Origin of the sequence: Sinorhizobium sp. NFACC03 (assembly GCF_900103435.1) — a bacterium.
Classification (GTDB): Bacteria; Pseudomonadota; Alphaproteobacteria; order Rhizobiales; family Rhizobiaceae; genus Ensifer.
Window position 1 is genome coordinate 37,045 of sequence record NZ_FMXF01000015.1, and the last position, 12,760, is coordinate 49,804.

General features: G+C 63.6%; 11 protein-coding genes. 8 read left to right on the top strand and 3 right to left on the bottom strand.

From position 1 onward, the window contains the following. Positions 1–53 precede the first annotated feature (53 nt). On the top strand, positions 54–1,637 hold the full coding sequence (locus tag BLU35_RS19050) for a peptide chain release factor 3 (protein ID WP_058324610.1): 1,584 nt from the start codon (positions 54–56) through the stop codon (positions 1,635–1,637). A 77-nt stretch (positions 1,638–1,714) separates the two neighbouring features. On the opposite strand, the gene BLU35_RS19055 is transcribed toward BLU35_RS19050, so the two are convergent. From BLU35_RS19055 to BLU35_RS19065, 3 genes are all read right to left on the bottom strand, one after another. Next, positions 1,715–2,413, bottom strand: coding sequence for a B3/B4 domain-containing protein (locus BLU35_RS19055; protein ID WP_057247944.1), 699 nt, complete (start codon positions 2,411–2,413; stop codon positions 1,715–1,717). Between the two features lie 33 nt (positions 2,414–2,446). Beyond that, entirely contained in the window at positions 2,447–3,364 is a 918-nt protein-coding gene (locus BLU35_RS19060) for a DMT family transporter (protein ID WP_093234061.1), read from the bottom strand. Between the two features lie 90 nt (positions 3,365–3,454). Next, on the bottom strand, positions 3,455–4,261 hold the full coding sequence (locus tag BLU35_RS19065; protein ID WP_093234062.1) for an AraC family transcriptional regulator: 807 nt from the start codon (positions 4,259–4,261) through the stop codon (positions 3,455–3,457). Positions 4,262–4,438: 177 nt separating this feature from the next. On the opposite strand from BLU35_RS19065, the gene BLU35_RS19070 reads away from it, so the two are divergent. The 7 genes from BLU35_RS19070 to nirD all read left to right on the top strand — a co-directional run bounded on the left by BLU35_RS19070 (position 4,439) and on the right by nirD (position 12,585). After that, positions 4,439–5,026: an ANTAR domain-containing response regulator gene (locus BLU35_RS19070; RefSeq protein ID WP_058324614.1), complete on the top strand. Its 588-nt coding sequence runs from the start codon at positions 4,439–4,441 to the stop codon at positions 5,024–5,026. A 47-nt stretch (positions 5,027–5,073) separates the two neighbouring features. After that, positions 5,074–6,366, top strand: coding sequence for a CmpA/NrtA family ABC transporter substrate-binding protein (locus tag BLU35_RS19075; protein WP_286161562.1), 1,293 nt, complete (start codon positions 5,074–5,076; stop codon positions 6,364–6,366). A 346-nt stretch (positions 6,367–6,712) separates the two neighbouring features. Beyond that, a complete protein-coding gene (locus tag BLU35_RS19080) occupies positions 6,713–8,005 on the top strand; it encodes a CmpA/NrtA family ABC transporter substrate-binding protein (RefSeq protein WP_093234064.1) in 1,293 nt (430 codons plus the stop codon). 64 nt (positions 8,006–8,069) lie between these two features. Continuing rightward, positions 8,070–8,963, top strand: a complete 894-nt coding sequence (ntrB, locus tag BLU35_RS19085) for a nitrate ABC transporter permease (protein ID WP_082641185.1) — start codon at positions 8,070–8,072, stop codon at positions 8,961–8,963. Positions 8,964–8,977: 14 nt separating this feature from the next. Further along, positions 8,978–9,778 carry an ABC transporter ATP-binding protein gene (locus BLU35_RS19090; RefSeq protein WP_057247949.1) on the top strand — a complete coding sequence of 267 codons (801 nt, stop codon included), beginning with the start codon at positions 8,978–8,980 and terminating at the stop codon, positions 9,776–9,778. 4 nt (positions 9,779–9,782) lie between these two features. Then, positions 9,783–12,245 (top strand): nitrite reductase large subunit NirB, encoded by a 2,463-nt coding sequence (gene nirB, locus BLU35_RS19095; RefSeq protein WP_093234065.1) that lies wholly within the window; start codon positions 9,783–9,785, stop codon positions 12,243–12,245. Positions 12,246–12,249: 4 nt separating this feature from the next. After that, complete coding sequence (nirD, locus tag BLU35_RS19100) at positions 12,250–12,585, top strand: nitrite reductase small subunit NirD (RefSeq protein ID WP_057247951.1); 336 nt, start codon at positions 12,250–12,252, stop codon at positions 12,583–12,585. The last annotated feature ends 175 nt before the right edge of the window (positions 12,586–12,760 follow it).

Genomic DNA, 12,760 nt, shown 5'->3' on the forward strand with positions numbered 1-12,760 from the left:
CATAATCGGGGCCGAGCCTGTAAAGGACGCGGCAACTCACAGGATTCTACGACATGGCTGAAACTCTCGCCGAGGCGGTCTCCCGCCGCCGCACATTTGCGATTATCGCCCACCCGGACGCCGGTAAGACCACTCTCACCGAAAAGCTGCTGCTGTTCGGCGGCGCCATCCAGCTCGCCGGCGAGGTCAAGGCCAAGAAGGATCGCATCCAGACCCGTTCGGACTGGATGAAGATCGAGCGCGAGCGCGGCATCTCGGTCGTCACCTCGGTGATGACCTTCGAATATGGCGGCAACGTCTTCAACATTCTCGACACACCCGGTCACGAAGACTTCGCTGACGACACCTACCGCACGCTGACGGCGGTCGATGCCGCTGTCATGGTCATCGACGCCGCCAAGGGTATCGAGCCGCGCACGCTGAAGCTCTTCGAAGTCTGCCGCATGCGCGACATCCCGATCATCACCTTCGTCAACAAGATGGACCGCGAAAGCCGCGATCCCTTCGAGATCCTGGACGAGGTCGAGGAAAAGCTGGCGCTCGACTGCGCGCCGGTGACCTGGCCGATCGGCCGCTCGAAGACCTTCTGCGGCTCCTACAATCTCGCCCACGACACCGTGCGCGGCTCCGACACGCAGGAAATCCCGACCAAGGTCAACGGTCCGGAAATGGCTTCCCACCGGCTGCCTGAGAACGAGCGCGACGCCTTCACCGACGAGCTGACGCTGGCGATCGAGGCCTGCAAGCCCTTCGACAAGAAGGCTTTCCTCGAAGGCCACCTGACGCCGGTCTTCTTCGGTTCGGCGCTGCGCAACTTCGGTGTGCGCGATCTCATCAACGCGCTCGGCGACATCGCGCCGCCGCCGCGTGACCAGGTGGCGGATATCCGCACGGTGCACGCCACCGACGACAAGATGACGGCCTTCGTCTTCAAGATCCAGGCGAACATGGACCCGAACCATCGCGACCGCATCGCCTTTGCCCGCGTCTGCTCCGGCAAGCTGGAGCGCGGCATGAAGGCGCGGCTGTCGCGCACCGGCAAGCAGCTGGGCCTCAGTGCCCCGCAGTTCTTCTTCGCGTCGCAGCGCCAGCTCGCCGACACCGCCTATGCCGGCGACGTCGTCGGTATCCCCAACCACGGCACGCTCCGGATCGGCGACACGCTGACCGAGGGCGAGTCGCTGGTGTTCCAGGGCGTGCCGAATTTTTCGCCGGAAATCCTGCGCCGCGTGCGTCTGGAAGATGCAATGAAGGCCAAGAAGCTGAAGGAAGCGCTGCAGCAGATGGCGGAAGAGGGCGTCGTGCAGCTCTTCTCGCCCGAAGACGGCTCGCCGGCAATCGTCGGCGTCGTCGGCGCGCTGCAGCTCGACGTGTTGAAGGAGCGCCTCAGCGCCGAATACGGCCTGCCGGTTTCCTTCGAAATGTCGCGCTTCTCGGTCTGCCGCTGGATCTCGGCTGATCAGCCTGCCGAACTCGACAAGTTCGTCACGGCCCGTCGCGGCGACATCGCCCGCGACCTCGATGGCGACCCGGTGTTCCTGGCGCAGGACAGCTTCTCGCTGCGCTACGAGGCGGAACGCTATCCGGCGATTAAGATGGTCGCGATCAAGGAGTATCACGTCGCCAAGGCGGCGTGATCGATTTCTCGTCCGGCCGGTGCCTGAGGCATCGGCCGGTTTTCCGGCGCCTGCCGCGCCGTGTCGGAACGACTTCCCTAAATCGAAAAATCGAAACGCGGTGACGAGCGATCCAGCATGGCCATGCTCGGGCGAGTGCTCCAAGCTGCAGAGATCGCTTCCGAAAGCGCAGTCATCAAACGCGCGACGTCCTCTCGCGCCGTTTCGTGCATGGCTTCGGCAACGATCAGCGCATGCGCCGTCTGCGGCCGGATCGCCGAATGGCCGCTCTGCCGGTTGGTCCAGCGCCGGGCATGGGCCCGTCCTTCGGCATCCGCGAAGATCACTTCGCCGGGTTCCGGGTTTTCCGTTTCGTCTGCGAAGGTCAGATAGGTCTCGTTGCCGACCGCGCGGCGGACGTGCAGAAAATCGCTGACGTTCGAAAGGTCGAAGACCGCGATGGGAATCGCGGAGGCGAGCGAGGCGGCGTTGCACAGATCGATCAGCGGATGGATCGCCGGCAGGCTGCCTTCTTTCCGGAAGCGCCGGAGCAGCGCCTCGGAGGCGGAGCGATACTGTGTCGGCTTCAGCCCCATCCTGGCAAAGGTTCGGCGCCATGCCTGGATTTCCGGCAGATCGCTTTCCGATCCGGCGCCGAGGCGGTCCTCTGCGATCGCCTGGAAGCGGCGAACATGGTCCTCGACCGAAACTTCGCTGCGTACGTTGTCGATGAAGAGTGCGCCGACGTTGAGCTCCGGGAAGTCGCGCCAGATATCGTCTGCGTGTTGGAAGTGCATGGAGGCCCTCGGATTAGATGCGTTCATTCTGGCTCAAGCCTTCCCTGCCTGAAAGGCGCGCGCTGTCCTTCGGCTGGCGCGGATCTGGGGCACGGTCAGGCCAAGTACGGCGGCGAGCACGCAGCCGATCCCAAGCAACTGATGGGTGCCGACCGGTTCGCCGAGCAGAAGAAAGGCAAAGAGCACGGCAGAGACAGGCGCCAGCGCCGTGAAGACGGAAGCCTCGGTGCCGCTCACCCTTGCGGAGCCGGCATACCAGAGCACGAAGCCCACCACCGTCGGAATGAGCGCATAGTAGAGAACCGCAACGATCGCGCCCTTGTCGATCCGTGCGGCCGAAGGTGCCTCGAAGAGCGCGGGGATGAGGGCGACGGCGAGGCCGAGACCTGCCATCAGCGTCGAAAGGGCAAGCGGAGAGATCTCGGCCCTGACGCGCTTGTTGATGAGGATGAACAGGCCCTCGCAGATGACGGCGCCGAAGATGAGGGCGATGCCGAACGGGGAGTGCGCGGCGCCTTCGCCGGGCTTGAAGACGATGGTAAGCACGCCGGCAGCGGCGAGCACGATCGCCGCAAGCATCCGGCGGTCGGGGCGCTCGCCGAGAAGCAGGATGGCGATTGCGGCGGAAACGATCGGCAGGGTCCCGATCATCACGCCTGCGTCGGTTGCGGACGTCAGGCTCAGGCCGGCGATCAGCAGGGTGGTGTAGCCGACGCTACCGGCACCCGCCTGGGCGATGAGGATCAGCCAGTCGCGCCACCCGAGTTTCGGCCAGGGCGTCTTGGTCAGTCGCATCAAGAGCAGGAACAGCGGGAAGGCGATGGCGAAGCGCAGAGCTGTCGCGGTGAAGGGCGCAAGCCCGGCGGCAATGATCTTGCTGGCGATCACCGTGCTGCCGACGAGGATCATCGCCAGCGACAGATAGAGATAGCCCTGAAATTTTTCCGACATGTCCGTTCTCCGTTGCAGTGCCGCGCTGTCGATGCGCAGGTTGAGCAATGCGCCGGAGGGGGAGACGGGTCTTGAACGGAATTGCGGGTGTTACTTCCTGGCCTCGGCATAGGTGCCGGGCGAGAGGCCGTATTTGCTGACGAAGACGCGCGTCATGTGGCTCTGGTCGGCAAAGCCGGCCGCGAATGCGGCCTCTGCCAGCGGTGTGCCTGCGCCGATCAGTCGGCGGGCGAGATCGATGCGGCGCTGGACGATATAGGCATGCGGCGTCAGGCCGACCGCTTTCGCGAAGTTGCGCACCAGCTGGAAGCGGCTGAGCCTCGCCTCGGCGGCGAGGTCGGTAAGCGTGATCGTCGCCGTCGGATCGTCGTCGATCATCGTTTTTGCAGCGGTGACGGTTGCCGGCCTTTCGTGATGCTGGGGTTTCCCGGTGCCAAGAACGTTCGCAAGCAGCAGCAGAAGCTGCTCCTCGCGCCGGATCGTCTCATCCTCTGCTTCGGGACCGGTGATCGCCGTGAACAGTGCCCGGAACTGGTTTGCCGCTTCGGCGTCCTTAAAAGCCGGTGAGGCAAATTCTCCAGCGTCCGAGCGGCCCTGGCTGATATCCGCGGCGGCGGTGGCAATGACGGAAGGATCGAAATAGAGCATGCGCCAGGAACGGCCGGCGTCACCGATCGGTGCGCCGTCGTGCACCTCGCCGGGGTTGACGGTGATCATGTCGCCGGCGCCGGCCTCGACCATGCCGCGGCCGCTGAGCGATTTCTGTGCGCCCTGGTAGATGAGGCCGATGCCGAACTGGTCGTGGGTATGGCGGGCGAAGGAATGGCGCGTTTCCGCCTCCACCGCGTCAATGCCCGCGGTAGCGCTGCGCAGCATCCTGAACTGACCCTTTGCCATCCGCGCGCCGCTCCTTTTACTACGACGTCTTTTACATCGTCCGACCGCATCCCGCTATCGTCCTCAACCTCGCCCAATCGATTGGCGTTTCGCCTAAATTTTATGCATCTAATACAAATGTCAAAACATTAGGCAAATCCTGTTGCGAAAAATGCTGCGCTGCATCATGATCGAGCGATGACGCACCGGGACCTCACCATTCTCGTGATTGACGAGAACGCCATCCGCGCCTCGATCATCGAGGAAGGCTTGCATGAGGCCGGTCATCGCAAGGTCACAGTCATTCACGAGGTCCAGGGCGTCGCGCGCACCATCGACACGCTCAGGCCCGATGTCATCGTCATCGATATCGAAAACCCCAACCGCGACATGATGGAGCATCTGTTCCAGCTCACCCGCACCGTCGGGCGGCCGATCGCCATGTTCGTCGACCGCTCCGATACGGCGTCGATAGAGGCGGCGGTGGAGGCGGGCGTCTCCGCCTATGTGGTCGACGGGCTGAAGAAGGAACGCGTCAAACCGATCCTCGACATGGCCGTCAGCCGCTTTAATGCCTTCAGCCGGCTGCAGCGCGAGCTCGCCGATGCGAAATCGGCGCTGGAAGAGCGAAAGGTGATCGAGCGCGCCAAGGGCATCCTGATGAAGATGCGCGGGCTTTCAGAGGACGAGGCCTTCGCACTGCTGCGCCAGACGGCGATGAACGAAAAGAAGAAGATGTCGGAGATCGCGCAGAGCGTGGTGACGGCCGCGGGCCTGCTGATGTGAGAGCGCGGTTTCCGATGCTGTCGGAAGGAGACACCGGAGTGAACATCATGACGACCATCGACAGTTCGCGACTCGGAGCGGCGATGGGTGACGGGCTGCCGGCGCCGGTGAGACTGAGCGGCGAGGGGGCACGGACGATCCGCGCCGGCTTCATTCCGCTGGTCGATGCCGCCGTGCTGATCGTGGCGGCGGAACTTGGCTTCGCGCGCAAGGAGGGGCTGACGCTTGATCTCGTCAAGGATGTCTCCTGGGCCAATGTACGCGACCGCCTCGCCTTTCGTCAGTTCGATATCGCCCATATGCTCTCGCCGATGCCGGTCGCCGCCATGCTCGGCCTCGGCTCCAATCCTTCGCCGACGATCGCCCCTTTCTCGCTCGGGCGCGGCGGCAATGCGATCACGCTTTCCAACCGGCTCTTCGCCCGCATGCAGGAGGAAGGCGCCCTTGGCGAAGTAGAGGATGCGCTCGCCCATGCGCGTGCGCTCGCCGCGGTGCTTGCCCGCATGCGCCAAAGCGGCGAGGCGGCGCCAAGGCTCGGCGTCACCTATCCCTTCTCCTCACACAATTACGAGGTCCGCTACTGGCTTGCCGCAGGCGGCATCGATCCGGACCGCGACGTCAAGCTTGTGGTGGTACCGCCGCCGTTGACCTCGGATGCCCTTGCCGCCGGCGCCATCGATGGTTTCTGCGTCGGCGCGCCCTGGAACATGGTGGCCTCCGAGCGTGGACTCGGGCGCATCGTCGCCGCCAAGCAGGACATTTGGCCATTGGCGCCGGAAAAGGTGATCGGCATGCGGCCCGAATGGGCGGAGAGCAACGCCGAGACCGTATCGCGCCTGCTTCTAGCCCTCGACCAGGCGGCGCGCTGGTGTGATGAGCCGGACAATCGCGGCACGCTTGCCGAACTGCTTGCCGCCCCCCGTTACATCGGTGCCCCGATCGAAATCATCCGCCGGGTTCTCGCCGGAGAGTTCGCCATCGATGCGGCCGGCAACAGGCGAGTGATCGACGACTACTTCGTTTTTCATCGCGACCACGCCAACTACCCCCGTCCCGGCCAGGCGCTCTGGATCTATAGCCAGATGGCGCGCTGGGGACAGGTGCGGCTATCGCCCGAGATGCAGGCGCTGGCGGCTGCCGCCTATCGCCCCGACCTCTATCGCCACGCGCTCGGCGAGGCCGCCGCTCCCGCCGCTCCCGCTATTCGTGTCGAAGGCGAGAGGCCGGGCGAAACCTTCATGGATGGGCACGTTTTCGATCCCGCAGATATCGGGGCCTATGTTCGCACTTTCCCCGTTCGCGCTTTGGCGGAGAGCGTTTCGGTCGAGCAGGAGGGTTGAGGATGGCGCACCATGTTTGTGCAGAATCCCGATGCGGAATGTGTGCACCGCACAATAATTCAGCAGAGTCTACAATAGGCGCATTTATGGGCGCCGCATCTGCATCCGGAAATTACGATTTGAATTCAAACCACTAAGGGGCGTGGCGGCGAACTGGCACGGCCCTTGCTTTTCTAGAAATGCTTCGGTCAACGGCGATTGAAGCTATCTCAAACGCCAGATCGCGTTTGCCAACGACACCGACGTCGCAAGGTTTTTGTTTTCCGAGGGTTCCTCCCGATCCCGGACGCAAGCACCGAGCGGCGTTTTTTTATGTCCGTTATCCGGCCAGCAGAGGAACCTGCGCATGACCAAGTTTTCGACCGGCGGTCTGACCCGCCGAAGCCTGCTGAAGACCACCGCGACCGTTGCGCTCTTCGGCGCGGTCAAGTCGGCCTTCCCATCCGGTGCCTTTGCGCAAGGCTCCGGGCCGGAAACCACCAAGGCCGTGCTCGGCTTCATCGCGCTCACCGACTCGGCACCGCTGATCATCGCCAAGGAGAAGGGCCTCTTCGACAAATACGGCATGACCGAAGTCGAGGTGGTCAAGCAGGCCTCCTGGGGCACGACCCGCGACAACCTGGTGCTCGGCTCCTCCGGCGCCGGCATCGACGGCGCCCATATCCTGACGCCGATGCCCTATCTGATCTCGACCGGCAAGGTCACTCAGAACAACCAGCCGCTGCCGATGGCGATCCTTGCGCGCCTCAACCTCGATGCCCAGGCAATCTCGGTCGGCCAGGCCTATGCCGACCTCAAGGTCGGCCTCGATGCATCCGCGCTCAAGGAAGCTTTCGCCAAAAAGAAGGCCGAAGGTGCCGCCGCCAAGGTGGCTATGACCTTCCCCGGCGGCACCCACGATCTCTGGATCCGCTACTGGCTCGCCGCCAGTGGCATTGATCCCGATAGCGATGTCGAAACCATCGTCGTGCCGCCGCCGCAGATGGTCGCCAACATGAAGGTCGGCACCATGGACTGTTTCTGCGTCGGCGAGCCCTGGAACGAGCAGCTCGTCAACCAGAAGATCGGCTACACCGCCGTCAACACCGCCGAAATCTGGAACGAGCATCCGGAAAAGTCCTTCGCCATGCGCGCCGACTGGGTGGAGAAGAATCCGCGTGCTGCCAGGGCGCTTACCATGGCGATCCAGGAGGCGGCGCAATGGTGCGACGACATGGCGAACAAGGACGAACTGGCGAAGATCGTCGGCAAGCGTAGCTGGTTCAACGTGCCGCCGAAGGACATCGTTGATCGCCTCAAGGGCGAGTACGACTACGGCAATGGCAAGGTCGTCGAACAGAGCCCGCATTTCATGAAGTTCTGGCGCGATCACGCCTCCTATCCCTTCCAGAGCCACGATACCTGGTTCCTCACCGAGAATATCCGCTGGGGCAAGTTTGCGCCCGATACCGACGTCAAGGCGCTCGTCGCCAAGGTCAACCGCGAGGACATCTGGCGTGAGGCCGCCAAGGATCTGGGCGTCACCGACGTGCCGGCTTCCACCTCGCGTGGCGTCGAAAAATTCTTTGACGGCAAGATCTTCGATCCCGCGGATCCGCAAGCCTACCTCAAGAGCCTTTCGATCTCGCGCGTCGCCTGAGCCATCGCCGATGCTGGCCGGCATGGCCCGCCAGCATCCGCTTTCGAATACCAAGGAGAACGGCATGACCGTCACCAACCTCAAACTCAAGGGCCAGTCGGCGCCGCGACCTGCCGCGCGCGTGATCGCCTTTACCCGCTCGGCGAAACCCGGAAGCAGCCGTCCGCTGCTCGAAAGGCTCGCCGCCGGTGCCGCGAACATCGCGCCGCTCATCGTCACGCTGTCGCTGATCCTCATCACCTGGCAGGTTGTCTGTTCGGCGCCCGATTCCAGCCTGCCGTCGCCGACGCGGGTGCTGGAGGAAAGCTGGGAGCTCATCGCCCATCCCTTCTATATCGGCCAGGGCGTCGACCAGGGGCTCTTCTGGCACATCGCGGCGAGCCTTCAGCGCGTCGCGGTCGGCTATGCGCTCGCGGCCGTCGTCGGCATCGCGCTCGGCGCACTGGTTGGCCAGAGCCAGCTTGCCATGCGCGGGCTCGATCCGATCTTCCAGGTGTTGCGCACTGTGCCGCCGCTTGCGTGGCTGCCTTTGTCGCTGGCTGCTTTCCAAGACGGCAACCCCTCGGCGATCTTCGTGATCTTCATCACCGCCATCTGGCCGATCATCATCAATACCGCTGTCGGCATCCGCAACATCCCGCAGGATTATCAGAACGTCGCCAGGGTGCTGCGCCTCAACGCCTTTGAATATTTTGCCAAGATCATGTTGCCGGCCGCCGCCCCCTACATCTTCACGGGGCTGCGCATCGGCATCGGTCTCTCCTGGCTGGCGATCGTTGCTGCTGAAATGCTGATCGGCGGCGTCGGCATCGGCTTCTTCATCTGGGACGCTTGGAACTCCTCGCTGATCAGCGACATCATCGTCGCGCTGATCTATGTCGGCATCGTCGGCTTCCTGCTCGATCGCCTCATCGCCCTCGTCGGCCGCGTCGTCACCCGCGGCACCGCAACCGCTTGAGAGAGGGGAAAGCCATGACCAAGAGCTATCTTTCGCTGGAACTGATCGACAAGAGTTTTGAACGCGGCGGCGTGCGCACCGAAGTGCTGAAACAGGTGTCGCTCTCTGTAGACAGGGGCGAGTTCATCTCGATCATCGGCCATTCAGGTTGCGGCAAGTCGACTTTGCTCAACATCGTTGCCGGCCTGACGCTGGCGACGACCGGCGTCGTGCTGCTCGACGGCCGCGTTGCCGACGAGCCGGGGCCGGATCGCGCCGTCGTCTTCCAGAACCACTCGTTGCTGCCCTGGCTGACCGTCTACGAGAACGTCCGCCTCGGCGTCGACAAGGTCTTCTCGCGCACCAAGAGCAAGGCCGAGCGCCACGACTGGACGATGCGCAATCTTGAACTCGTGCAGATGGCGCATGCGACGGACAAGCGCCCGTCCGAAATCTCCGGCGGCATGAAGCAGCGCGTCGGCATCGCCCGCGCGCTTGCCATGGAGCCGAAGGTGCTGCTGCTCGACGAGCCGTTCGGTGCGCTCGACGCGCTGACCCGCGCGCATCTGCAGGACCAGGTGATGCAGATCCATGCCGAGCTCGGCAACACGGTGCTGATGATCACCCATGACGTGGATGAGGCGGTGCTGCTTTCCGATCGCATCGTGATGATGACCAATGGCCCATCAGCCCGCATCGGCGAAATCCTCGACGTGCCGCTCGCCCGACCGCGCCGCCGCATCGAGCTTGCCGGCGACCGAACCTACCTCAAATGCCGCGAAGCCGTGCTCAAGTTCCTCTACGAGCGCCACCGCTTCGTCGAAGCTGCGGAGTGATCCCATGGCTGAACACACCACTGAAAAGCTCGTGATCATCGGCAACGGCATGGCGCCGGGCCGCATGCTGGAAGAACTCTTCGAGAAGGCCTCGGGCCGATACGCGGTGACGATCTTCAACGCCGAGCCGCGCGTCAACTACGACCGCATCATGCTGTCGCCGGTGCTTTCGGGCGAGAAGGACTACGAGCAGATCATCATCCACGGCGACGGATGGTACATCAAGCACGAGATCACGCTCTACAAGGGCCACAAGATCATCGCCATCGACCGTGACGCCAAGACCGTCACCTCCGACCATGGCGTCACCGAGAGTTACGACAAGCTGGTGATCGCGACCGGTTCGGTGCCCTTCATCATTCCGGTACCGGGCAAGGACCTGCGCGGTGTCATCACCTATCGCGATCTCGACGATGTGCAGGCGATGCTGCTTGCGGCCCAGTCGCGCGAAAAGGCTGTCGTCATCGGTGGCGGTCTTCTCGGCCTCGAAGCGGCAGCCGGTCTCAATGCACGCGGCATGGACGTCACCGTCCTGCACGTCATGCCGACTCTGATGGAGCGGCAGCTCGACCCGTCCGCCGGCTACCTGCTGCAGAGGGCGGTCGAAGAGCGTGGCATCAAGGTCATCACCAAAGCGAATACCAAGCGGATCGTCGGCGAGGAGAAGGTCGAGGGCATTGAACTCGACGACGGCCGGATCATCCCGGCGACACTGGTCGTGATGGCGGTCGGCATCCGACCGAATGTCGGCCTTGCCAAGGAGGCGGGGCTTGCCACCAACCGCGGCATCGTCGTCGACGCCGGTATGCAGACGTCCGACGGCCACATCATGGCGCTCGGCGAATGCGCCGAGGTCGGCGGCATGGTCTATGGCCTGGTGGCACCGCTGTATGAGATGGCGCGGGTTGCCGCGCGTCACCTGGCCGGCGATCGCAGCGCCGCCTTTGTCCATTCCGATACGCCGACAAAACTGAAGGTGACCGGCATCAACCTCTATTCGGTCGGCGATTTCGCCGACGGCGACGGACGCGAGGAGATCGTCCTTCGCGATGCTACCGCCGGCATCTACAAGCGGCTGGTGCTCAAGGAGAACCGCATCATCGGCACGGTGCTCTACGGCGAGACCGGCGACGGCGCCTGGTTCAACGATCTGATGAAGCGTGGCACCGACATTACCGAAATGCGCGACACGCTGATCTTTGGCCAGGCCTATCAGGGAGGGTCGCCGCTGGACCCTATGGCGGCCGTTGCAGCCTTGCCGGATGATGCGGAAATCTGCGGCTGCAACGGCGTCTGCAAGGGCAAGATTATCAAGACGATCGGGACCAAGAGCCTGACCTCGCTCGACGACGTGCGCGCCCATACCAAGGCGTCCGCCTCCTGCGGCTCCTGCACCGGCCTTGTCGAGCAACTGATGACGCTGACGCTCGGCGACAGCTACAATCCGGCCGCCGTGCAGCCGATGTGCACCTGCACCGAGCTCGGCCATGATGACGTGCGCCGGCTGATCAAGGCCAAGGGGCTGAAGACCATTCCGGCCGTCATGCAGGAGCTGGAGTGGAAGACCTCCTGCGGCTGCGCCAAGTGCCGTCCGGCGCTCAACTACTACCTCGTCTGCGACTGGCCGGACGAATATGCCGACGATTACCAGTCTCGTTTCATCAACGAGCGCGTCCACGCCAATATCCAGAAGGACGGCACCTACTCGGTCGTCCCGCGCATGTGGGGCGGCGTCACAAACGCGCAGGAACTGCGGGCGATCGCCGACGTCGTCGACAAGTTCGAGATCCCTCTGGTCAAAGTGACTGGCGGCCAGCGCATCGACCTGCTCGGCATCGAGAAGGAAGACCTGCCGGCTGTCTGGGCGGATCTCGGCAAGGCCGGCTTCGTCTCCGGCCAGGCCTATGCCAAGGGCCTGCGCACGGTGAAGACCTGCGTCGGCTCCGACTGGTGCCGCTTCGGTACCCAGGATTCGACGGGGCTCGGCATTCGCATCGAGAAGTTCATGTGGGGTTCCTGGACGCCGGCAAAGCTGAAGATGGCGGTCTCCGGCTGTCCGCGCAATTGCGCGGAAGCCACCTGCAAGGACATCGGCGTCGTCTGCGTCGACAGCGGCTTCGAGATCCATTTCGCCGGTGCTGCCGGGCTCGACATCAAGGGTACGGAGGTGCTCGGGCTGGTGAAGACCGAAGACGAGGCGCTGGAGCATATCGTGGCGCTGACGCAGATGTACCGCGAACAGGCCCGCTATCTCGAGCGCATCTACAAATGGGCGAAACGCGTCGGCCTAGACGAAATCCGCCGCCAGATCATGGGCGATGCCGACAAGCGCAAGGCCTATTTCGACCGCTTCGTCTTCAGCCAGAAATTCGCCCAGGTCGATCCCTGGTCGGAGCGCGTCTCCGGCAAGGACAAGCACGAGTTCCGGCCGATGGCGACGGTCGGTTTTTCAGAAGCCGCGGAGTGAGGGGATGGATATGAACTGGATCTCAATCGGCGACATCTCCGACATTCCGCTGAGGGGCGCGCGTTGCGTGAAGACACCCCAGGGCAAGATCGCCGTGTTCCGCACGGGCGAAAACGAGGTGTTCGCCATCGAGGATCATTGCCCGCACAAGGGTGGACCGCTGTCGCAAGGCATCGTGCACGGCACGGCAGTGACCTGCCCCTTGCACAATTGGGTGATCTCGCTCGAAACCGGCAAGGCGCTCGGCGCCGACGACGGCGCAGTGCGCACGATCCCGGTGCGCAACGACGGCGGCGCGCTGTTCATCGCACTCGAAAGCCTGCTGATCGCGGCGGAGTAATCGCATGGATGATTGCGTTCCCCGTTCTGTTCTCTTGCGCGCTACCTCACGCTCTTCCTCATCCTTGTGCTTGTCACAGGGATCCAGCAGCGCCGCGTCCACGGCGCGAAGGGGACCCATCACGCGAAAGATTTCGCGTGATTGGATTCCTGTCACAAGCACAGGAATGACGGAG